21 protein-coding genes are annotated in these 23,590 nt (G+C 45.3%); 2 read left to right on the forward strand and 19 right to left on the reverse strand.

The genetic code is table 11. From position 1 onward, the window contains the following. Nucleotides 1–9: 9 nt before the first annotated feature. The 12 genes from GON05_RS36900 to kdgD all read right to left on the reverse strand — a co-directional run bounded on the left by GON05_RS36900 (nucleotide 10) and on the right by kdgD (nucleotide 14,458). Nucleotides 10–972 carry a Gfo/Idh/MocA family protein gene (locus GON05_RS36900; protein WP_157326449.1) on the reverse strand — a complete coding sequence of 321 codons (963 nt, stop codon included), beginning with the start codon at nucleotides 970–972 and terminating at the stop codon, nucleotides 10–12. Between the two features lie 14 nt (nucleotides 973–986). Beyond that, complete coding sequence (locus GON05_RS36905) at nucleotides 987–1,820, reverse strand: carbohydrate ABC transporter permease (protein ID WP_127454137.1); 834 nt, start codon at nucleotides 1,818–1,820, stop codon at nucleotides 987–989. Between the two features lie 15 nt (nucleotides 1,821–1,835). Further along, nucleotides 1,836–2,834, reverse strand: a complete 999-nt coding sequence (locus GON05_RS36910) for a carbohydrate ABC transporter permease (RefSeq protein ID WP_157326450.1) — start codon at nucleotides 2,832–2,834, stop codon at nucleotides 1,836–1,838. Nucleotides 2,835–2,865: 31 nt separating this feature from the next. Further along, nucleotides 2,866–4,272 carry an ABC transporter substrate-binding protein gene (locus GON05_RS36915; RefSeq protein WP_127454135.1) on the reverse strand — a complete coding sequence of 469 codons (1,407 nt, stop codon included), beginning with the start codon at nucleotides 4,270–4,272 and terminating at the stop codon, nucleotides 2,866–2,868. A 126-nt stretch (nucleotides 4,273–4,398) separates the two neighbouring features. Continuing rightward, nucleotides 4,399–6,180 (reverse strand): cache domain-containing sensor histidine kinase, encoded by a 1,782-nt coding sequence (locus tag GON05_RS36920; RefSeq protein ID WP_157326451.1) that lies wholly within the window; start codon nucleotides 6,178–6,180, stop codon nucleotides 4,399–4,401. 25 nt (nucleotides 6,181–6,205) lie between these two features. After that, complete coding sequence (locus tag GON05_RS36925) at nucleotides 6,206–7,807, reverse strand: response regulator (RefSeq protein WP_185157276.1); 1,602 nt, start codon at nucleotides 7,805–7,807, stop codon at nucleotides 6,206–6,208. 211 nt (nucleotides 7,808–8,018) lie between these two features. After that, nucleotides 8,019–8,213, reverse strand: a complete 195-nt coding sequence (locus tag GON05_RS36930) for a hypothetical protein (protein ID WP_157326453.1) — start codon at nucleotides 8,211–8,213, stop codon at nucleotides 8,019–8,021. Nucleotides 8,214–9,080: 867 nt separating this feature from the next. Continuing rightward, nucleotides 9,081–10,169, reverse strand: a complete 1,089-nt coding sequence (locus GON05_RS36935; protein ID WP_157326454.1) for a toxic anion resistance protein — start codon at nucleotides 10,167–10,169, stop codon at nucleotides 9,081–9,083. Between the two features lie 14 nt (nucleotides 10,170–10,183). Further along, on the reverse strand, nucleotides 10,184–10,858 hold the full coding sequence (locus tag GON05_RS36940) for a hypothetical protein (RefSeq protein ID WP_157326455.1): 675 nt from the start codon (nucleotides 10,856–10,858) through the stop codon (nucleotides 10,184–10,186). A 197-nt stretch (nucleotides 10,859–11,055) separates the two neighbouring features. Beyond that, complete coding sequence (gene gucD, locus GON05_RS36945; protein ID WP_157326456.1) at nucleotides 11,056–12,513, reverse strand: alpha-ketoglutaric semialdehyde dehydrogenase GucD; 1,458 nt, start codon at nucleotides 12,511–12,513, stop codon at nucleotides 11,056–11,058. A 3-nt stretch (nucleotides 12,514–12,516) separates the two neighbouring features. Then, entirely contained in the window at nucleotides 12,517–13,518 is a 1,002-nt protein-coding gene (locus tag GON05_RS36950) for a mannonate dehydratase (RefSeq protein WP_157326457.1), read from the reverse strand. Between the two features lie 13 nt (nucleotides 13,519–13,531). After that, entirely contained in the window at nucleotides 13,532–14,458 is a 927-nt protein-coding gene (gene kdgD / locus GON05_RS36955; RefSeq protein WP_157326684.1) for a 5-dehydro-4-deoxyglucarate dehydratase, read from the reverse strand. Between the two features lie 139 nt (nucleotides 14,459–14,597). Here kdgD and GON05_RS36960 point away from each other — a divergent pair, with 139 nt between their 5' ends. Beyond that, nucleotides 14,598–15,605 (forward strand): AraC family transcriptional regulator, encoded by a 1,008-nt coding sequence (locus tag GON05_RS36960; protein WP_157326458.1) that lies wholly within the window; start codon nucleotides 14,598–14,600, stop codon nucleotides 15,603–15,605. A 5-nt stretch (nucleotides 15,606–15,610) separates the two neighbouring features. Continuing rightward, entirely contained in the window at nucleotides 15,611–16,453 is an 843-nt protein-coding gene (locus tag GON05_RS36965) for an EcsC family protein (RefSeq protein WP_157326685.1), read from the forward strand. 310 nt (nucleotides 16,454–16,763) lie between these two features. Here the strand turns inward: GON05_RS36965 and GON05_RS36970 are convergent, their stop codons facing one another. From GON05_RS36970 to GON05_RS37000, 7 genes are all read right to left on the reverse strand, one after another. Further along, the gene (locus GON05_RS36970; RefSeq protein ID WP_157326459.1) at nucleotides 16,764–17,570 is read right to left on the reverse strand and encodes a serine/threonine protein kinase; all 807 of its coding nucleotides are present in this window, start codon (nucleotides 17,568–17,570) and stop codon (nucleotides 16,764–16,766) included. Between the two features lie 19 nt (nucleotides 17,571–17,589). Further along, on the reverse strand, nucleotides 17,590–18,156 hold the full coding sequence (locus GON05_RS36975) for a DUF2812 domain-containing protein (RefSeq protein WP_157326460.1): 567 nt from the start codon (nucleotides 18,154–18,156) through the stop codon (nucleotides 17,590–17,592). Nucleotides 18,157–18,172: 16 nt separating this feature from the next. Then, nucleotides 18,173–18,511, reverse strand: coding sequence for a PadR family transcriptional regulator (locus tag GON05_RS36980; RefSeq protein WP_157326461.1), 339 nt, complete (start codon nucleotides 18,509–18,511; stop codon nucleotides 18,173–18,175). 168 nt (nucleotides 18,512–18,679) lie between these two features. Next, the gene (locus GON05_RS36985; protein ID WP_157326462.1) at nucleotides 18,680–19,789 is read right to left on the reverse strand and encodes a GerAB/ArcD/ProY family transporter; all 1,110 of its coding nucleotides are present in this window, start codon (nucleotides 19,787–19,789) and stop codon (nucleotides 18,680–18,682) included. Then, nucleotides 19,782–20,954 (reverse strand): Ger(x)C family spore germination protein, encoded by a 1,173-nt coding sequence (locus tag GON05_RS36990; RefSeq protein WP_157326463.1) that lies wholly within the window; start codon nucleotides 20,952–20,954, stop codon nucleotides 19,782–19,784. The genes GON05_RS36985 and GON05_RS36990 overlap by 8 nt, the downstream gene beginning before the upstream one ends. Nucleotides 20,955–20,980: 26 nt before the next feature. Continuing rightward, the gene (locus GON05_RS36995) at nucleotides 20,981–22,498 is read right to left on the reverse strand and encodes a spore germination protein (RefSeq protein WP_157326464.1); all 1,518 of its coding nucleotides are present in this window, start codon (nucleotides 22,496–22,498) and stop codon (nucleotides 20,981–20,983) included. Nucleotides 22,499–22,639: 141 nt separating this feature from the next. Continuing rightward, nucleotides 22,640–23,446, reverse strand: coding sequence for a class I SAM-dependent methyltransferase (locus GON05_RS37000; RefSeq protein ID WP_157326465.1), 807 nt, complete (start codon nucleotides 23,444–23,446; stop codon nucleotides 22,640–22,642). Nucleotides 23,447–23,590 lie beyond the last annotated feature (144 nt).

A 23,590-nucleotide genomic window follows, 5' to 3' on the forward strand; every position in this document is an offset into this window, starting at 1 on the left:
AACTTTCTCTTAATAAGGTTTATAGCCACCAGCTTGATAGATCATCTCCGTAAACTTAACGACTTTCAGCGCAAATGTCCCTGGCACCTTAACCTCATGCCGACCAAGAATGGCGTCGATAAAGCTTTTATCCTGATTCGTCGTTTGTTTAGGCAGTTCAGGAACAACCGGCTTTTCTCCAAAGCGCTGGATCGTAATTTTACCATTATCGTAAAAAATACCTCCGTCTTCCCCGCAAAACACATAGGTTTCATGCCAGCATGGCGCAAAACCGATAATGTTTAGCCCAGCCACAGCACCCTCCTCGAACCGGATGGAGGTAAAAGAATCGATCTCCACAGGTGCTCCCTGGGTATGCAGGTTCGTCTTCACTTCAGCCGGTGTAAGCCCCGTCGTCCATAGGAGCACATCGACGATGTGACTGCCGGAATCCATCAGCATACCGCCGCCAGACAGCTCCGGTACTTGTCTCCACAAGCCGGTCGTAAACTGTTTCCATTCCTGATACAAAGATGCCGTAATCGACGTCAGCTTCCCAATCTCACCGTTTGCAATCGCATCGCGAATGAACAGGAATTCCGGCTGGAAATGCCGTTGGTAGGAGACCTGCATGATTTTCCCAGCCTTCTCTGCTGTTGCTATCAAGAGCTCCGCTTCCTCTGATGAACAAGTCATAGGTTTTTCGATGAGGACATGCAGCCCTTTGCTCAGCGCATCGGTCGCTTGCTGGAAGTGTAGCGTATGCGGTGAGCAGATCACGACAGCATCCAATTCGATCTCATCCAGCATAACTGTATAGTCTGTATAATGCTTTACACCTTCAAGCTCAAATTTGGCTGCAAACTTTTCTCTGTTCTCCGTGCTCGTATCACAAAGCGCTACAATGTCCGCTTCCTCTAATTCCAGCAGTTGACGGCCATGAACTTGGGAGATTCCTCCCGTTCCAATCATACCAATACGAATTTTGCTCATTGGACTGCAGCCTCCTATTTAATACCTGAGAAAGTGATTCCTCGAATAAATGCCCTTTGTACAAAAAAGTAAAGCAAAATTATAGGCAGCGTAATCATAACCAGCGTTGCCATCATCATCTGCCATTCGGCACCGTGCTGCGATTTGAACGACTGCATCCCAAGCATCAACGTGTACTGGCTATCGTCGGACAAATAAATGAGCGGTCCCTGGTAATCCGTCCAACTGCCCATGAACTGGAATAACGCAATCGTCAGTAAAGCAGGTCGGCACAGCGGAAGAATAATTTGCCAATAGATGCGGAGTTCTGAAGCGCCGTCAATGCGCGCAGCATCTTCCAGTTCTTTGGGCAAGCCCATAAAAAACTGGCGCAGCAAGAAAATGAAGAACGGTGCACCGAAAAAAGCGGGAAGCCAAAGCGGGATGCTGGTCCCGACCCAGCCGAAATTTTTGAAGGCGATAAAAATGGGAATCATCGTGACCTGATAAGGCAGCATCATGACGATGAGTGTCACGGCAAAAAGCGGCTTCGCCCCCCTCCAAGGAATTCTAGCCAAGCTATACGCAACAAGCGGGCAGGATAACAGCACCGCGAATGTTGCCAGGCCTGCAATTGTAAGCGTGTTCTTCAAATATTTGAAAAATGGAATATAATCTAACGCTGCAGGATAGTTGCTCCACTCCATGACATGTGGAATCCATACTGGAGGCCATATGAACAATTCGTCGTTTGCTTTGAGTGAAGTAGACACCATCCATAGAAAGGGTGAAAGGAAAAAGGCGCCAACGAGAATTAACAAAAGATGTGAAAATATTTTTCGAACCGTTCCAAGTTCTGTGCTTCCCATAATAATCTCTCCTCCCTATTCTTTTCCTTGATAATGGACCCAGCGCTTCTGTGACGCGAAGATCAACGCCGTTAAACCGACCACAATCAAGAACAGAATCCAGGCCATCGCGGAAGCATAACCCATTTTCAAGTAACCGAAACCGTTCGTGTACAAATACATGACATAGAACATCATCGAATTAGCCGGCGTTCCCTGCCCATTAGTGAGAGTATAGGGAAGAACGAAATTTTGTAAAGCGCCGATGGTGCCCATAATTAGATTGAAAAAGATAACAGGTGTCAAAAGCGGTAACGTAATCGTTTTCGTTCGCTGCCAAGCACTGGCTCCATCCACGCTGGCCGCATCGTAGTAATCTTGAGGGATATCTTGCAAGCCTGCCAAATAAATGACAACGGCTTGCCCCGTACCCCACAAGCTCATTAGAATTAGGGACGGCTTCGACCATGCCTCACTTCCGATCCAAGGCGGACCGGAGATCCCGATCTTTTCCAACCAAAAATTAACGAGACCAAATTGCGGGTTGAGCAGCCACAACCAGATGATTGTCGTAGCGACTGGTGGCACTAAGCTTGGAATAAAAAATAAGGTTCGGTAAAAGCCTTGCCCGCGTATTTTCAAATTCAGCAGCAGCGCCAGACACACGCCAAACGCAATGCTTAGCGGAACGAAAATCACCGTATAGTACAAGGTATTATAAATACTGATCCAGAATACCTGGTCTTTGAAAAGATTTGCATAATTATCGAAACCTACGAATTCTCCGGGTTCAAGAATGCTGTAGGTGGTTAGGCTGTAGTAAGCTGACATAATAAGCGGATAGGCGTGAAAGAGAAGCAAACCGATAATCCAAGGCATTGCGAAGATCAATCCGAATAAGGAAATCTTTCTTTCGAAGCGTGTTTTCTTCGTCTTTACAGCACTTGCGGAAGCTGACAGTTTATTGATGGAAGTTTCAGTCTCAGCCAATTTCAATCCGTTCCCCTCTTTTCTAAGTAAAAGAGGCAGGGCCATGCAGAATGCCCTGCCTCCTATTTTCTAGAATCTAATTACCAACTTTAGCTAATTCCGTGTCCACATTCTTTTTCACTTCATCAAGCAGCGTTTTGGCATCGCCTTTGCCATGAATCGCCAAATCTTGCACTCTGATGGATTCATTCCACAAGAAGGCGCCTACAGGGGATACCGGTCTTGTGTATGCATTTGGCATTAAGTCCAGAAATACCTTTAAGTTCGGGTTATCGGACAGCTTCAACTCTTCATTCACTTGCGGCATTGCCGTAATATCATTTCCGGCTTTCGGACGTTTGGCGTAGAGCAGCGTACCTTCCTTGTGCGCGACGAACTTGACGAATTCCCATGCTTCCTTCTCATGCTTGGAGCCCTTCGGAATAACGTAGGACCAACCGCCAGCCCAAGTCGTCGGTTTGGCGCCATCTGCTACAGGCATTGGAGCAACGCCCCAATCGAAGTTTAATTTGTATTTCGCCAAATCATTCAAAATCCAGTTGCCATCAAATTCGAAACCAACCTTACCTGTCCAGAATGGATTCATACCGGTTTGCCCCATGGCATCGGAGAAACTGGTCAAGTTCCCGATGTCATACTTTTTCGCATAGTCAGCCATCCATGCAAGCGCTTTAACGTTCTGCGGATCGTTCGGCGTCAAGTTATGGCTGCTATCTTCCCACTTCCCGCCAAAGTTCCATGCATGCGTGAATAAGTATCCTTGATTCATCCATGGGATGAAGCCGATTTGCGAATATTTTCCGTTGCTGCCCTTTTTGAAAATCTTTTCCGCCATTTGATCTAACTCTGCGATCGTTGTAGGCGGCTTATTCGGATCTAGCCCCGCTTCTTTCATCAACGTCTTGTTGTAGAACATCCCGCGATTATCCGTACCCCATGGTAACGCATAAACTTTGTCTTTATACACCGTTTCGGCCCAAAGCCCTTTATAATAGTCATCTGGAGATATTCCACTGCTCTTCACATAACCCGATAAGTCTGTCAGCGAGCCTTTCGCCGCCCAAGAACCGATTAAGAATCGGTCGAACAAAGCGACATCTGGCGGATTTCCGCCGGCAATAGCCGTCAACAATTTATCGGAGGCTTGTGTCTGGCCTGTTGTCTCCACGAAGGTCATTTTCACTTTTATGTTAGGATGCTGTTTCTCAAATACGTCTACTACCGTAGCTTTAAAATCCTTCTGATAGTCTCCGCCCCAAGGAAACCAAAAATCAATGGTAACTGGATCTCCTGAACTTGTAGCCGCTTTAGGCGTACTAGCGTCTGTGCTCTTTGTATCTGTTCCTTTGGTACTTGGACTGCTCGATGCGGTGTTCGTGGAACTGCAGCCGGCCGCTGTCAGAGTAATTGCCAGTGCTGCTGAGAGGGGGAGTGCAATCAACTTTTTGCTTTGCCAATCGATACGTTTTTTTCTATTATTCATATTGATCCTCCTTTAAGTTTCTCACTCGCTGATGAGCTCACCTTTATTGTAGGCGCTTTCAAGGTCTCCTTTAAACGTGGGGATTTTTGTTTTTAGTGTATTATTTTTGTTCATTCACGGATTTCGTCATAATCGAAGTGGCAGTACGAGCTTCACTGTTGTTCCTGACCCCGGCGTACTTTCAATCGATAGACCATATTCTTTTCCATAAGTTAGCTGAATTTGTGAATGAATGTTTCTTAGAGCAAAATTATGCTCTCCCTCCCACTCATCACTGGCCATCATAGCCGTGAGCTCCGCCATTTTATCTGGTTGAATCCCGATTCCATCGTCCTCTACCTCGAAGTGTAAAATCTGACCGTCCAGTTTCCAACGGATATCCAGCCGGCCTTTGCCTCGCTTATTCTCAAGACCATGATAAATCGCATTCTCAACAAGAGGCTGAAAAACGAATTTCAGCACTTTATGGTTCAGCATGGCGGAATCTATGTACATATTCACCGTAAATTTGTCCTGATACCTTACTTTTTGAATCGATAAATAACTTTCTAGCAGTTCAACGCTTTCTTTGACGGTTACAAAATCATTTCCTTCGCTTAAGCTGATCCGGAGATATTTCGATAAACCAAAAATCATCGTACTGATCTCATCGACCTTATAAATGCGGGAGATCCAATGAATGGAATCCAACGTGTTGTATAAAAAATGGGCGTTAATCTGCGAGGCCATCATTTTCAATTGTGTTTCTTTTTTAAGCAGTTTTTGAATGTACACTTCATCAATTAAATCCTTGATACGCGTCACCATCGTGTTAAAACCGTGATACAGCATGCCGAATTCATCCTTGCGTTCATCCATAATTTGCACATCGAAATCGCCTTCTCTTGCCCTGCGCATGGACCACAGCAGCATTCTGACCGGCTTATGCATTTGCTTGGCAAATAAAAACGCTAAAGCGATTGCTACAACACTAAAACCAATGACGAGATAAACGGTGTAGTAGGCAATTTTTCTTGAATCACTGACCAAATTTTGGATTGGGGCCATGCCGACAAGCTTCCAATCATTAATTTTCAATTGATCATAAACGACCATGAGATCTTTGCCATCGACCCTGTCCGTTAAATACCCGCTTGGATTCGGGGGAAGGTTCAAGCCTGCTGGACGCATACTTAATGAGCCGTCCGAATCAGCAACAACCGTGTCGTTCTGATTCACAATATACGTCGTACCTTGCGCTTGGAAGTCAACCTCAGACAAAAATTGCTGAATCAACTCCGGATTAAACTCCATGATGAGTACGCCAAGCGTTTGATCCAGATTATCGAAGTTTTTGAGCGAGCGCCCCATCACAAAGACGGGTTTATTGTCTTGATCAATCGTTGACTTAACAAGGGGGGATCTGATACCGTACCAGACCACCTGACCGTTAGCCGCTTTAATCTGCTTGTACCAATCCTGCTCCTTCTCTACCTTGCTTACCATCGGCAGTTCTGTGAAACCCGTGTTCGTGAACCGGTAGGAAGCACTGCGCTCTCCCAAAATATAAATGTTCAACGTATCATTTTTGACATTTACCAAGTTGGATAAAAATTTGCCGATCTGTTGGTTGTTATAGCTTTGATCATAGCTGTCCCGGTATTCACCCAGAATGCCTTTCTGAATTTCCTTATTGCCAAAAATCAATAAAGATCTGTTATCATATTCGTTCATAATAAGCTCAAGCCGCCGATTCGCTTGCTGAATCGTTTGCCAAGCTACTTGCGAGACTTTGGAGCTGATAATTTCATTTGCTTTATGATAGGATAAATACCCCATGAGCATGATGGAGATCGTGATGCTTGCAAAAAATAAAATGAATAATTTATAGCCTACGGAACGCCATTTGAGATGCGCAAGAAGCTTCAAGCTAATGTCCCCTCCAAATTAGGCATTAGACGCCAATATCACGATACTGAGCTGGCGTCATGCCCTCCTGCTCTTTAAATAGTTTTACAAAATGCCTGAAGTCCTGGTAACCCACCTGCTCCGCCACCTCATAAATTTTAAGCGTTGAAACCTTGAGCAGCTCTTTAGCCCTGTTGACCCGAAGACGAATTAAGTATTTACTGAACGTCTCCCCCGTTTTTTCATGAAATATTTTGCTAAAATACGAAGGGTTCAAAAACAAATGCTCGGCAACCCGGTTCATCGTAAGCGGTTCTGTATAGTGCTTCTCCATATAATCGACAGCGAGCTCTATAAATCTTTTTCGATTTCCAGAGGCATTATCGCCTGGTTGGAATTGGAGCAGGATCGTTAGGAGCACATCCTTGAGATCTGACAAAGCAAAGTAGGGAAGGACAAAACTCTTGGTTGCCTCTTTCAAATCTGAAGCATAATTGATTTCCAATTTCATCTCCACTTCCGTGAAGAGTGAGGTTAAGCCCTTTCTCAGCACATGCGGCGAACATTTCTGTTTATGCAACTGCAAATGTCCGAACAGTTCATCAATTAAAGCACGTAGCGCAGCATCATCGCTAAGCTTCACAGCATGTACAAACCTAGTTACCCAGCCATTAGGCTGCGTATATTTAGGGAGTGAATGGGACTGAGGCACGTCCATCTCATCCGCATCATAAACCTTCCCGTATCCTTCGTAGAACGCATAGGCGGAAATCTGCACGGCTTCTTGGAACGAGGCATGGATGTCTGCAATCTGACTATTTTTACTGATTCCAATGTTAATACCGATTCCCAAGTACCGCCAGCATGCGGAGATGAGCGTCTCCCAAATCCCCTGCTCGTGGGCAAGATCAGCTTCCTTGTTGGGCGACACTAGAATGGCTAAATCTGTATCGGGGTCGTCATGCAAAGGACAAGCGATCATCTTCATGGCATGTTTCCCGGTTTCTTTGGCGAGATTGCCAATGGCATGGCGCAGCAAGTAATGCTCCTTCGGGTTGTGCTCATGCACGCCCCAATCATAAATCTTGATCATGGTGACTTTGATCTGGTCGGGGTCGAGTGGAATGTTGAGACGATCCCACACCGTTCGCGAGAATTGTTGTGAAGCGCTTCCATTTGTAAGAAGTGTTTCAACATACCGCTGCCGCGCCAACGGCAAACTTTCTCGAACGCGTTCTGACATCTGCACGAATTCGTTATGATCTTCTCTTTCACGTTTGATTTGCTCAATGCACTTTCGCACAACCTCCAGCATGAGGGTCTCCTCGATTGGCTTCAGCACATAATCAACGGCTCCGAGACGCATCGCTTTTTGCGCATAGCTAAACTCGCTGTATCCGCTAATAATTATGATTTTCGAGAGCATATTGGCGTTTTTGACGGCTTCAATGAAAGCAAGACCATCCATACGCGGCATTTTGATATCTGTGATGATGATATCCGGCATCTGGTTTTGAATGAAGGTTAATGCATCTTCTCCATCCTCTACATCTCCTATGACTTTAATACCTTCTGCTTCCCAATCAATCGTTGTAACTAATCCTTGACGAACCCACCTTTCATCATCCACGATTAATAAAGAGTACATCATTCATTCTCCTCTCGTATAAAAAGGTCCGTTACCCTTCAAAAACGCTTATTACTTAGATGTCTTTTCCATACTTTACATGAATTTGATAGATCTGAAAAGTGGGTGTCGAAAAGCAGAAGCTAATCAAGGAAATAACTGGATAAACTCCAGCTATTTCGATGATAGCTTCACGAAAAACCACTGTTTTGGCAGATTTAGCTGGAGAAATCTAAACCTCGCTTTTATTCCCGGATTTCCGTCGCTTCATGACGTTGTTCACCAAGTTTTGGGTTGCGTCTTGTGTAGAATCAAACACATTCTCAATAGCGTTTTGGACATAATTTGTCGCTGACTGCCCCATGTTATTAAACATGCTCGTTTTGTTTTCAACGACATTCTTTTGGCTTTTCGACGTATCAGGCATCGTATATACCTCCCATTTCGATTGGTTTGACATTCGGTCTAATTTCCCAATTATGGACAAAACTTATTCACAAAAAAAGGTTGAGATTTCGCTCATCCCAAAACATTTCAATGAAAAAGTGCCCAGTAGTTCCTCGTTGAGGAGAAAGGATCGTTGGAGGAGTTAATTTCCTTCCATAGTTTAGCTTGTTAAGAGCCTAATGGGAGCGAATTTGGCCGGTGGAGAACACCCAACACCGCTAACAATCCAGCGTTACTGAGACATCTGGCGGAGGCGGCATCCTCATAGGAGAGCCAAACTGGCTGGCAGGCCACTAGGATGAACTACAGGGCGCTATTCTAACAAATTAAGCCCGTTTCCGCGTTCAAGCGGAACTTCAGGGCCCTATTTGACCGCTAACCCCGATTTCTTCAAGAAAACGGACAAATAGAGGACGTCAGTTCCCTTCCACGTGAGGAGGAGCCTATTTCGATGAAATAGGGCCCTGTAATTCCCCTCAGGGAGGAACCGCTGGAGCGATCGTAGCGACTGTGACAGCTATGTTGTATTTTACGCAACCATTTGGTCGTAAAGTGGCCCCACTTCGCCTCTATATTGCACTTAATACAGCGATTGTTGCATTTAAACCGCTTTCAATACACCGTTTGCAACAAATGGTTGTATGATGTGCAACGAAAGACCGAAATCGCGGTCTGACCACACCATTACGTTGTATGTCATGCAACGTAGCCTTCAACTTTGCTGCACAGCCGTCTTTACAACGAAAAATATTTGTTTGAGTCCATTCGATTCCATACTTAGATTTTAACAACAAAATTTTCTATAAAAAACGAGGCTGCCCCATACGAAGGGCAGCCTCGCTCTCTTTTATTCTAAAAGTCCGCTAAGCGCAGCGTCTTTCTCGGCAATTGTCTTATTGCCAGGCATTAAGCCGAGTCGCTGGGTCATCTGCTGGCTAATGTTCCCGAGCCTTTTCGTGTGCTCCGTAGCCGATTGAATGATTGTCCGATTGGACTGTTCGAATAGATCCAGTGCACTAAAGAGATCATTCATGCCACGCTCAATGGAATCCATCTGTAAGCCCGAGTTCCCAAGCAGCTCGTTCGTTTTCTGCGTCGTTTCTTTCAATAACCGTGAGTTGTCCTCAAACATTTTATTAAGTGTCGCGTTCGCCGAATTGACTGCATCAATGGTTTGTACTTGATCCTCGATCGCCATTGAAATCATCGCGGATACAGTAAGTAGATTCTGCGTTTTGTCGATTGTCGCATCAACCGCATCAATGAGTTTATCATTATTGTCATTGATGATATCCGTACCCGCAATCGCTTGCTGATAGAGGATGACCATTTCCTGAAATGACTGGATACGCGTCACTACTTTACGAAGTCCTCTTTCGAGATGAACCTTACGTCCTTCATTTTCAGGCTTGCTAATCTCCGTTTCAAACAACTGCTTTAAGTTCTCGCCCATGGCAATCCGCATTTGAAGGTTGTAGACCGATTCTAAAGAGTTTTTCTTCAATGTTTTCATGTAAGCCATATTTTCTTCCAGTGTTTCCTTGCCATTGCGAAGCGATTGGACGATCGCATTCACGTTCGTTTTTACGGACTGATATTTATAAATGTAGTTTTTCAGCGGTGTCTTTTTCATGATTTTTTCGAAAAAACCCAACTGCTTACTTTTGCTCAAAGAATCGATTTCATGACGAAGCTTCAAAATGTTGTTTTGAACTTCTGATCGTTTGCCAGACATCAATTCATTCACGGGGCGCTCTAACATGGCTAAGGATTGACCCGCTTGCTCCATGGTTTTGGAACCCATACGACCGATGGAGTCCATCAGGACTTCTAATTCCATGTCGTCCGTGGTCGATACTTTTTGGAGCATTTGTTTCGCTTCCTGCTCTACTCTTTGCAAATCTGCCGATTTTAATTGTACTAATTGGGTTGTCATCGTTAGTTCCTCCTTTAGTCTTCAGAACGATAGCGTTGTTGGATGAGTTCCATTCGCGTCTGCAATTCCATGAGATCTTTTTGTTCAATTGTCTCGACATAAGCGGAAAGTTTGGAGTTAATATCCTTAATCCCCGTAAGCAGAAGTCGACGATTCAGCCGTTTCGCTTCTCCACCCAGCTTCAGAAAGGGGTTAATCGCGCCATTCAGATCCTTGAAAATCAACCGTTGTATGTTATGATTCATGTTTGCATCATTTAGTTCTTTCAGCTGCGGAATTAACCTGCCAACTCTTGATAGTAAACTAAGCGTCTTCTCTACGATTTCATTATCCAGCGTGTTCTTCTGGCCTTCGGATATCATCGTCTCTTCGATGACATGAATGTACTCGGCTATCGGACCCCAAAATGGATCGTTTTCACTTTCACTTTTACCCGTCTGCTCCATTTCACTGCCCGAATTCGTGCTGCTTGTCCTCCCCGTATTCGGTAAAGAATCACTGGCAGTATTTGAACCTTGCAGCCTTTTCACTTCCATTGAATGATTGCGACTAATCAGCATAAGACTGCCTAATGAGAAAGTAGTTGGCACTAATAAGTTAACTGCGCCAGGCAGAAAGCGGGCAGTTATGAGACTTACAACATACCCCAAAACGGATATGCCTATAGCAACTTTAAACTTCGATTGCACCGTACATCCCCCTTTATTCACCCAGTTGTTAATTCATCTATAGATCTATTATACATTCAAACACCAAATTCACACAAAGATTGCTGACATTTCTTGTCGCTTTCTCTCCTTTTTCGATAAGAAGTGCTCATATAGCAGAAAAAAATAGTTGAGCAGGATGCTGATCCCCGCCCAACTATTCACGATAAATCGCTTATTCAAGCTTTAACAAAAACCGTTTTAATATCCGTATAAAAGTCTATCGCTGCTTGCCCCTGCTCCCTAGAGCCGGAACTGGACTGCTTAACGCCGCCGAACGGTGCTTGCAATTCCACACCAGCGCTCTCCGCATTGATCCGAACCATACCGGCATCGATATCCTGCAAGAACGTCAGCATAGTCGAAATATCCCGCGTAAAAATGGAAGCACTAAGTCCAAATTTCACGTCATTCGCGATTTCGATCGCCTCTTCCAGCGAATCCACCTTCATAAGAGCAAGCACAGGGCCGAAAATCTCTTCTTGCGCGATGGTCATTGAGCTGGAGATGTTTTCAAAAACGGTTGGTTCAACGAAGTAACCGGCCTCCAAATCCTGGCCCTGCCCTTTTCCGCCTCCACATAGTAAAGTGCCGCCTTCTTCTACACCATTTGTGATATAAGAAAGGACTGTGCGGTACTGCTTTTCACTTGCAAGAGGGCCCATCCACGTTGCTGTTTCAAGGCCGGAGCCTAAACGGATGTTCTGAACTTTGTCCAGCAGCTTCGTCTTAAAAGCTTCGTAAATCTCGGTATGGACGATTACTCGGCTCGTCGCTGTGCATTTCTGCCCCGTGGATTTTAAGCCTCCGCTAATGGTGGCATCAACGGCCAGGTCTAGATCCGCATCCCGAGCCACGATAACGGGGTTCTTCCCGCCCATTTCGAGCTGGTACTTGGCTCCTCTTGCCAGAGCGCTTTGCCCGACTTTTTTCCCCACTGCGTTCGAGCCTGTAAAAGTAATGCCCTGGATGTCCGGATGGTCGGCCATTGCTTGTCCGATGAGGCCACCGTCGCCTGTCACCATATTGATGACACCGGCAGGAAGTCCCGCTGCATGGAAACATTCCATGATCAAAGCCGCGGTTACGGCTGTCTCTTGCGCTGGCTTGAACACAACGGTGTTTCCGTAGATCAGTGCAGGAGCCATCTTCCAGATCGGAATCGCAACCGGAAAATTCCAAGGCGTGATAACGCCGACGACACCAAGCGGCGCACGGGACGTGAACATCAACGCTGCGCTATCCGTTGAAGGGATTACTTCACCGATACTCCGCATGCCTTCGCCGGCGTAATACCGCAAAATTGCTACCCCGCGCGCGGTTTCCCCTTTCGCCTCCGGGAGCGTTTTTCCCATTTCGCGGGTCATCATTTCCGCAATTTCATCCAGACGCTGCTCCACTTGATTCGCAGCTTTAAATAAGAACTCGCCGCGCGCTGGTCCCGATAATTTGCGCCATCCCATCTTGGCCGCTTTGGCCGCGCCAACAGCTTCCTCCAGATCATCCAGCGTTGATTGCTGGATATAGCCCACTGTTTCATGGCGGTTAGCAGGATTCATGCTAGCTTCAACCATGTTGCTTGAAGCTGCTTTCCACTCCCCGCCGATATAATTGAGAAACGTTTGAGGTTCAAACATGGTTTAATCCCTCCCGCCTCTAAATTCGGTTAATGCCGCGAGCAGCGCTTTCACATAGCCGATGGAATACGCCCATCCAACCCATCCCATGCCGGATTTTGAAGGATTAAGCGGTGCACGATCCATTTCAAGGGAAGTAATGTGATCCGGGTTAATACAGCCGTTATAGCCAACCTGATGCAAGGCTAACAAAATTTTCGCCATATTCATATGACCATCGTCTAAAAGCGCCTCTTCAAATGCCCCGGCCGTCGCCAGGCTGCCCCGAATATTACGGAAGTGAACAAGAAAAATCCGATCTTTGCGCCCGTATTGATAAATTTCATCAAGAACTAGCGGTGTACCGCCTGCTTCTCCGCGAGTACCGACGCAATAAACTAAGCCAACATTTCTACTGGGATAAGCATCAATCACGCGGTGAAAACCAAGCCCGCCGAAAGGCGTATTATGATGCGGTGTATCGGAAGGATGTACAGCCAGATTGACATTGTACTCTTCTGCCAATGGAACCAGCTTGCCAAAGACGAGATCGAAACGCTTCCACCAAGCGTTCAATTGTTCCACGGTAGGAGGCTGCTTGTCTGAATTCCGCGCTATAGATTCCCCGCGTACCAGCGCCCCTCCTCGGTGCACAGCCGTGTATTCCTCTGACAAATAAGGAAAGACATCGCCTGCAAACCGCTGACGAACGAGCGTGATCCCCGCTTCGCCAAAAGCTTTGATGGCATTGCTGACATGATCCAATTGGATCTCAGATCCAGGTTCCTCCAACATAAAACTGCTTGTTATATCTGGCAGCGTCACACGGTTGATGTCCATCCCATGTGATCGGATTCTTCGTCTTAACTTGATCAGTTGATCGAGATCCGGATAACCGAGCTCCTTCACGCCGGGAAAGGAAGATCCTCGCGTAAAATCAATACAATCAACGCCTAGCTGGCACATTTGTTTTAAATCGCTATCAGACAGATCGCAAGTTGGAACTTGAATTGATACCTTCATCATTGTTCATTACCTCCTATAGGTTATTGGCAGCAGCGATCAAGTCCACGCTCTTCTTGATAATCGATTCCAACTGTACATAATGCTCTCGCTCAACCTGTACTAATGGTGACCGAACTTGCAAACCAACGGGCAGACCGACGATATCCATCCCCGCTTTGATTAGGGAAACCGCATAACCTTTGCGTTGCTGGCGGATTCGGTGAATCGGCAAAATCACTTCGCGATAGATTACTTGCAGCAACTCCTGATTGCCTCCGATCAGGCTCTCGTGAAATTTCTTTGAAACTTGAGGGATATAATTGGATATAGCTGATGAATAGGAATGAAAGCCAAGTGCATGATAGGCCGGCATCGTCAGTTCCGCCAGTGGCATTCCGTTCATCCATTGCAGCTTATTTCCAAGGGATTGCACAAATTCAATATTAAGCTCGAAGTTGCCTAACCCGTCCTTGAACCCAATGACGTTTGGCAGATTAGCCAATCTTTCAAGCGTCTTTAATGTAAACACCGCATTATCACGCTGATAAATAATGACTGGCAATGCCGTGCTCTCAGCGATTGTCCGGTAATAGTTGTACAGTCCTTCCTGTTCAGGGATGATCAGGTAAGGCGGCAGCAGCAATAATCCGTCTGCTCCAATTTTTTCCGCCAATTGGACACGATCGACCGCTTCCCTCAGGTTGCCCCCTGCGCCTGCAAAGACAGGCACTTTCCCAGCGGATACTGCGACTCCGATCGTAACTAGCTGCTCATATTCTTTGATATCCAACGATTGAAACTCTCCGGAACCCGCACAAACAAATACGGAATCTAAGCCACCTGCCAACAAAAATTGCACATTCGCTTCAAACGCTTTTTCATTCACATTCTCGTTATGATCAAACGGTGTTACCGGAAAACCCATAATCCCAGCCAGTGATAGATGTTTTTCGCTTCCCATATCGAACAACCCCTTCGTGTGATCTTCCATTTCATTATAGGAAAGGAGCACGAAGTCAGTCTTTGTAAAAACACGCCGCTTTTTTAAAAAATTCCGTGATATAATAGATGTCACCTTACTAGAGGGGAGTAACGCTTTCGTGCTGAGCCATACTGTTTATTCTCGAAGTAACCTATATCTCAACCAACATGTGAATCAGCTGCATGGCACCTCCGCATCCATCTTTGTTCACTACTGGGGTGCAAAGCCGCAGCATATGGGAAATAGCCCCCATGCGCATTCCTTTTTTGAAATTTGTTATGTCGTCCAAGGGGAAGGCGTTTACTTTTCAGATGGTGTAACCTATCCGCTGCGTGCTGGAACGCTTTATTGTTCCAAGCCTGAAAGCAGACACTATATACAAAGCGATGAGGGCATGCTGCTGCTGTTTTTTGCCATTGAGCCCGTAGAGTCCGAATCCAGCGAAGCTTTTATTCACGATTTTCACCAATTAAGCGCTTATCCGCATTTGTTCATCCCGAATGCCGAGCAAACTTCGCCTGCACTTATTTGGCAAGCACTGCTCCTGCATGCGGCTGAATCCGAAATTCGCTATAAAGAATCCATTGAACATCTAGCCTATACGCTGATCATGAGTTGTGTCAGCTTATTTCTGCAGCACTGCGTCTCTGGCGATACAGCTTTATCAACTGCAAGATCAGATCTTCAGGGCACTCTCAAGCGGGCAAAAGAATATATCCAAACTCACCTCACGAATAAAATAGCGCTTTCAGAGGTAGCCCAAAGCCTGCATCTATCCGAGCGGCAGCTTTCCCGCCTCATGGCAGAAGAATTAGGACAATCCTTCCCTTCCGTCGTCAAAACCGAAAGGGTCAAAAGGGCCGCCTATCTGCTAGGTTACACAGACATTCCGCTTAAACAAATTGCCGAAGATACCGGCTTTGAAAGCATCCACTATTTCACGCAAGTGTTCACCAAGGAAATGGGTACTCCGCCAAGCTCCTTTCGCAAAAATAGTCTTAACGCCGAAACGGTCGATGCCTGGATTCACAAATATTTAGAACAAGTAGCAACCCGTTATCAAAAAAATCTGCCTTTGCATCCAAATACAGCTCTCAAACGTATACAAGATGCAAAGGAGTTGTAATCATGATGGAATCAAGGGAACAATTGCTGAAAGAGTTGAACATCGTTAAAGCTTGGGAGTCTGAACAGAAGGATTTATGGTTTTGGGAGAAAATCGGGCGTCTGCCTTTTCAATTGTTGGACCGGTTGACACCTAAAATATTGAACAAGAAGATTAGCGAGGCTTTAAATGAACTAGGGAATTATTTGCAAGCGGGTGGCCGGTATCTCATCTCTGAAGCCGGGACATTGCGCCATATCGAAGAAGTGCGTCACCGAAGTGAAGGTCATCATCGGGTCCATACACAGATAGCTGCTATAGAAGACGTGGAGACACTTCCCCTTCGCATCTTGGATCAAGCAGCAGATGAGATCATTCACAATCGGACGAAGTTAGCAACGCTCCAAGGTGCAACGACGGGAATAGGCGGCATTCTGACACTCGCCATCGATGTTCCGGCCGTTCTCGGCCTGTCTCTGAAAACCATTCAAGAGCTGGCCATCTGTTACGGCTATGATCCCAAAATCAAGCAGGAACGCATCTTCACGATTAAATGTATGCAATTCTCTTCTGCGGATATCGTTGGCAAGAAAGCAATTCTTGATGAGCTCAGCGACTATGCAGCAAATGATCAAGCAGACGCGCAGATGATTTCGCAGCTGCAAGGGTGGCGGGAAGTTTTTGCTACCTATCGTGACAATTGGGGTTGGAAGAAACTGTTCCAGTTGATTCCTGTTGCCGGCATCCTGTTCGGTGCATGGATCAATCGAGGCACGCTTAAAGATGTAGGCGAATCCGCAAAAATGCTGTACCGTAAGCGTAGAATTCTTGAGCGTTTAAACGAATTAGACAAACAAAACATTGAGTAGCTCCCGAGCCGATTGAAACTAATGGAGTCTCCATTCGTATTAAAAATTAAAACGATTGGAGGCTTCCTGACAAATGATAAAATATTTGCTAAAAAAGCTATTAGGCTCCATCTTCCACTCCAAACACCGAGGTTATCGTCACAATAGCAGTCATCGAGTTCACTATGGTCGTCGTCATTCTTCATCTGATCGGTATTACGGTAATGGTCACGGGCAGCAAGGTCATGGTTATTATCGAAACAGACAACATAGTTCAAGTTAACCATAAGCCGCGAAAGTGGCTTTTTTGTTTGCTTTTAGGATGAACGAATTATGGCTGCTGCAGGATTGTATTCAGTTCATCAATGAATGCTTGCGTACTCGTATAAGCAGGCTCTATCTGAAGCAGCTTGCGAATCATACGGTTCGTCGCCGGTGAGAGATCAAGCTCCTCTTCCCAGCCTTTGGCGCTTTCCTCATGCCCTTCCGACGTCTCAAAGGTTGAATACAACATGAAAAGCAAAAAGTGACCGATTGAATACAGATCGGACGTCACTTTAGTCGCCCGCCGCCTCTGCAGCGCTTCCCCTTCTACGTACTCATTTGGTTCCCCGATTCGCGAAGCTAAACCAAAATCAATTAAATAGATTCGATCCCCTTGCAAAATAACATTAGGAATCCGAATATCGCGATGGACAAAACCTTGCACATGCAGGTAGAACACCACTGGCATTAGCTTGCAAATCAGGCTTAAGGCTTCTTTTTCTGAAAACTTCGCGCCTCTTTCAAAAATTAAATCCTCAACCGTTTGCCCTTTCACATAATCCATGAGCATGAACATCTGTTTATTTTTCTCGAAGAATGCCAGACATCTTGGTATGGACGGATGTTGCAGCTGCTGCATGATTTCGATCTCTTTTTGCAACAGATCACGCCCCAACTTCCCTTTACTTGGCTTCGCTTGCTTAATGACGAGTTCTCCACCAGTCCTGATGTCCTGGCACAAGTAGGTTAACCCATAACTTCCCATGCCGAGAAATCGCAGGATACGATACTTAGCTTGAAGCAATGCTCCCTCTTGCAACGGATAATCGATCCAAGCGGCATACACTTTTTTCACATAGGCAAGCAAGGCCATAATCGCTCCTTATTGATCATTAGTTTTCATCAAGTTTCTTGATTTTTTGTTGAAATCGCAAACAGCCGTAGGCTAGCAAACAAACACATATGAATTCAATGGGAACCAAGAAAGTAAGTGTGTTTCCGATGAGTTGTGTGCGTGATTCGGAGAACAATTTAGGGGTATTCATGAATAACAGCGCCAAATTGGCTAGTGCTACAACGCTTAGAGTGAGTTGCACTCTTTTGAATAACAGCTTTAACGATAAGCGGTCCGTATAAATATCATACGATTCGCCTTCACGAAACGGCTTTCTGAAATAATGCCAGCCAAAAAGAGAATCTACGTGCTCCCAACCTAAATCTTCAAAAAGAGCCTTATATTCATCGAAATTATTTTTGCCGCTGATTTTTTGGTAATCCATGCGATAGACATAGCGAACCGCGCTATTTTTCTCAAAACGATTGCGGAATACTCCCGGTTTGACCAGGTGTAGGCCTTGTGCAGACAAAGAAGTGAACCACGATTCATCCTTCTCATAATTCCATACAAATGAAAATCTAGTCCGATATTCGAATTGGTTACTTAGCGTATTGGTCATCATTAGCACGCCCTCTCTCCTACTCTACATTTGCGATGGCTGATCTTGCATTCGACAGCAGTTCTTCCATACGTTCCATCTCAGCTTTTAATACATTCCTGCCCAGCTCGGTTATCGCGTACAGTTTGCGACGTGAATCTGCACCAACATCTGCCTCAGGCGCATTCTCAATTAACCCTTTTTTCTGCAGCGTATTTAATGCAGTGTATAAAGTGCCTGCGCCTATGCGTACCCTACCTGCGCTCATCTTTTCCACATCCTGCATCATCGCGTAACCATGTGCCGCACGGGGATATAAAGTCACTAAAATATAGTAAAATGCTTCCGTCAATGGCAGCAGATCTTTGGAAAGCTCCATGTGGTTCTCACCTCCATTCAATCCGTATTTATATCGCCTTCTGTTATATCGAAACACAATGTATCGTATATCGATATAATAAACCATGATATATCGAGTGTCAATATAGTTCTCCATAAAAAGACCGTCAAAGAAGAACGAGCTTCCTGACGGTCCTTTTATGTTCAGTTAAGCGTTCGGCTGCATGCGGAGCTTCTTCCGTTTGACAAGTGCCAGTAAAAGCAGCAGAAGCGGACCTGCCACCATGAAAATCGGGAATATATAAGGAGCAGCCACTTTTAAGGGAAAAATGACGGATATCTCCTCATAGTTAACGGGTATAAATGTGGCTAACATGACGATTGCCGATATCACCCATGTCATTTTTCTCCAGTCTTTCAAACCAAAAAGCTGTGAGGTGCCGTAGCTTGATACAAATAGATAGAGCGATAATTTAGTAAACACACTCATGATCCAAATCGTTACAACTATGGCATCCAGGTTTTCGATGATACCGCCGATGGAAATCGATCGAACGATCATGAGCATTGGATACGTGTAATTCGCGGAAACGTTGTGTCCAAACATTAAGATGCTAAAAATAACGGATATTAATGTTACGACGCCGGAAAGCATGACGCCTCCTACTGCGTGGCGGACAATCTGCTTCTTCTGCACAACAAAGGCAATCAACATGAGCAGCATGATGCAATCGCCCAAAAAGGCGGCCGCTGGCAGCGAACCTTTCATTAACGCCAGCAAACCGTTATCGATGTAAATTGGCAGCAGTCGATCCCAGTCCAGTTGATTAATGGCCAAAAACATAGGACCTATAACGCCAATTAAAATGATCGGTCCCGTCAGTTCACAAATTCGGGCAATCACGCCAACACCATGCACTGTCGGATAAATCACAACGAGAAACATGGGAATTTGGATTAAAAAAACCGGCGTTCTGGGCATGATGGTCCCAGTAATAAACAAGCTGAATTGTTTTAATATGACGGTAAGAATGACGATCCAGACCAGCAAATACATCACCGAAATCACACCGCCAAACCATTTTCCAAGCAAAATCCGGTTAAATTCAATGAGCGTTTTATCAGGAAAAATGGAAGCCAGCTTCCCGCAAATATACGCGATTCCTACCGCTACCGCGGTAGAAACAATCAAGGACATCCAGGCATCCTGATTGGCCAATTGAATCGCTGGCGCGGTTGTCAACAGAATGGTCATGATGACTTGCGTGCTTACCATCATCCAGAATATTTGGCGGGTCGTTAAAACCATGTCACTCATCATTAACCTCACCTCTTCTCCGATACACAGGAATATTGGCTACTCCTGGCCCCTGTATAGAGCTATCAACTTCCACTTCCATTTCCATGGTTTGGAAGATGGAAATCCACTCGTCCTTCTTGTCTCGCCATATAAGTGGATATTTTTTGTGAAAGGCTCTCGCAAATCCTACAACATCCGCTTTTTGCTCCGTTTGCAAACGATGCAGGGTATGTACCATAATTTCTTTCATTGATTGATTAAAAGGTTCCTCAATGCGTCTCATGGCATCGGTGCCTTTTGTAATATTTATTGAGCTTGAGTTTTGAACGACATTTCCATCCAACGATAACTTCACTCTCATTTTCCAAACGCCGTTTTCAATCGAAGGGTACAGTCGAATTTTCGTATGCATGATCTTGAGAACAATATTACCGCCGTCCAATTTCTGAGTCATGGTTATATTTCGTCCAAGATCTTTTGGTCTTAATAAGCGAATTCCCATGATGTCTTCCGGGCTTAGAAAACCTTTTAGTTTCTGTTTGTGGATGACGGACATCCCTTCGACAGTTAGAATCTGCTTTTTAGCCTTGTTTGTAATTAAGGTGGCAGGCGCAACTACCGGTAAAAGAAAGGACTGCGATTCAGCGCTTAACAGTTCCTCTACTTCGTGCATGGTAGAAGAATGGTTGACTGGCTTCTGAGAAAGTTTAATTAAGGTTTCATAGGTATTGGGATCCACTTGCGACTCCAACAGCTGCCTGGCGCTTCCTTTGCAGATAAAGAAGTTGGATTGCTCCCGTGTCTGGATATCTCTGAATAAGAAATCAAACTCGTCACTCAAGCCCTGTCTTGCCAATTCTTCCCCAAAAAAGAAGGCTTTCGCATGCCCCCAAGAAAAAAAACGAGGCAGTTTCTTTTGCAACTCACTTAGAGCATCCGCCATGGAATTGCCCACCGAAGACATGGTGTATACATTTCCCTGCCCCCCGCCATTCCCCTCACTACCTCCTGAAGCTGGATTCGGAATAAAGACTTGAACGGTCATTTCAATTTCATCTTCATCTTTCGAGTCTACTCCTGCGGAGATAATCAAGGCCATGTCATTGACCTCCACACGATCCCAGCAGCCTGTTGTCATAAGCAGCACTAGTATAAGTACTGGGAAGCCAATCCAATGCCTCAATTCTCTTCCCCTCCATCAATCCTGCATCATTTCTTCCTATCCGGCTTATCGCCTTGCCTTTTGATATTGCCTTCACTGTAGAACAACGGTCGCGTCTTCAATTTATTGATAGGGGCTCTGAAAAGCACATCTTTAATACCGCTTAGGGAAATTGGAGCTAAAGGAGCCATGTAGGGAACTCCAAATGAACGAAGTATACAAAGATGGCTAATGACTAACAACAGCCCCAGAATTAGGCCAAATAACCCCATCATTCCTGACAAAATCATAATGGGAAATCGCAGGATTCGAAGAGCAATGCTTGCTGAGTACTGAGGCATCATAAAAGAAGATATCCCGGTAATCGCAACGACCATGACCATTGGCGCCGAAACAAGACCGGCTTGTATAGCCGCCTGGCCAATGACAAGCGCGCCAACGATACTGACGGCTGAGCCGACTTGCCTTGGAAGTCGAATACCCGCTTCACGCAGCGCTTCAAACGTAATTTCCATGATGAGCGCTTCCACCAAGGCCGGGAACGGGATCTCTTCCCGCGATTTGGCCACGCGCAGAAGCAGCGTCGTCGGCACCATTTCTTGATGGAAGGTTAGAACCGCCACATACACAGCAGGAGCGAGCATGGCGATGAGGAAAAACGTGTAACGGAGCCAGCGAATTAACGTCCCGATTAAATATCGCTGATAATAATCCTCAGGTGATTGCATCATGGACCAGAATGTTGCTGGGACGATCAGCACGATAGGCGTATTTTCGGTCAAAATAAGAATACGTCCTTCCAGTAAGCTGGCTGCAGCCACATCGGGGCGTTCTGTTGCTTGTATTTGTGGAAAAGGCGAATACGTATTACCCTCGATCAGTTCCTCGATGTATCCGCTCTCAAGCACACCGTCAATATCGATCTGCTCTATTCGCTCTGAAACCTTGTTGATAATATCAGGCTTTGCGATCCCATGGATATAAGCCATGGTGACTTCCGTTTTAGAATAAGTCCCCACCGTGAAGGTGATGAACTTTAAAGCCGGCGTCTTTAATCTTTTCCGAATTAATGAGGTATTGACGGTTGTCGATTCGATAAAACCTTCTCTTGAACCACGCACAACAGATTCGGCTAGCGGCTCTTCAACAGCACGTGTATCGTACTTCATAAGTCCAATGGTTAGAGCGCCTTGTACGGTATCAATGAAGACAACGGATCTGCCTCCCAGAACATCGTGGAGAACTTCACCAATAGTTTGGATCTCATAGACATCAGACACATTGACATAATCTTTGTAAGTTTCGATCGAGTTTGCAGAGTCTATCTTCGAGTTCTTTAGCGGGGTAAGCACGTTTCCATCCAGAAGCTCCACATCCACAGCGCCGCGGAGATACAGCATACAGGCGTTCAACCCGTTGTGAGTGTGAAAATGAGTGAACAAAACATCCGCACAATCTGTAAAGTAGGTTCGCAATACTTGCAAGTTCCCGGAAAGTTCGGCCGAGACAGCGGTCTGATAGGCTTCTTTCTCGACACTTAGCTCCCTCGGAATCTCCTTCTTCATGCCAAACTCTCCTTAATCACACACTTTTTACTTATTGTTATGCGCTTAATATTGTTGGAATATTCAGGTTGATGTGGAAGGAAAATTGAGTTCTCCAAATGGCAAAATAAAAACCTCCCTATTCAATAGGAAGGTCCCGCTTCAAACGCTTTTCATTTGCATCGCTTTCTCCAAAATGACCATGTCATACAGCTGTGATGCCGTACTTACACGACTTTGTGTCCACCCCGGCAAGTAATTCCCCTCCGGCCACGTATAATTAAACAGCGATTTTAACCCATTGCCGTATCGCATCAAAATTTTCACACGACTGCTTGCTATTTGTCTCAAATCCTCAAGAACCTCCTGCTTATCGGCCACATGTGAGGCCACAATAATATGCGTAGCCTCTTGGGCAAAGGCCAACTCTTTCAATGGTTGGTGGGTGAAAGTTACACGGTTTACCCAGTCGCTCATTGCTGCTGCTTGCTTAGAAAGTTCTACCGCTTCCTCGTCTAAATCTTGTCCTAACACTTCTGCTCCTGACATTTGGGCAATGGTTAGCACAGAGACAGGGAAAGCTCCTGAGCCGATAAACAACACTTTGCTATGTTGATCAATCTGTAAACATGCTAGTTCGGAACGAACGGAATCCAGTAATGAATCCATATACTTGCTTTGCTGAATTTCATCCTTTTCCCCATGTCCTGCTTGATATTTCTCCAAAACACGCAAAGCACGAATGGACGTTTCCCTCACATTTCGCGATAGTTCCTGCACTTCAGTATTAGACTGCCATAAAGGCCAGTTTTGAACATTTTCCTCTTTATATATAAAATCACACAAGTCATCTAGTTTATTTTTCAACATCGTGTAACACTTCGGAAAAGCGCTGGTATACGCTGTTATTTGCCTAATTTCAAACTCCAGCAATTTCAAACTTAAAATAAACTCGTATTCCTCTAGCATGGATCCCCCTCCTTTTTACCTACTGATAATACATATCTGACTCTTCTAGTGAAAAGTACAGAAACCTGGGGAGGGCACGAAATTATTTTTTTGATGAAAAGGGGACTTTATCAGGCTATACTTTTCTCTTTTTTCATGGGAACA

Source organism: Paenibacillus anseongensis, from assembly GCF_009757995.1.
Classification (GTDB): domain Bacteria; phylum Bacillota; class Bacilli; order Paenibacillales; family NBRC-103111; genus Paenibacillus_E; species Paenibacillus_E chondroitinus.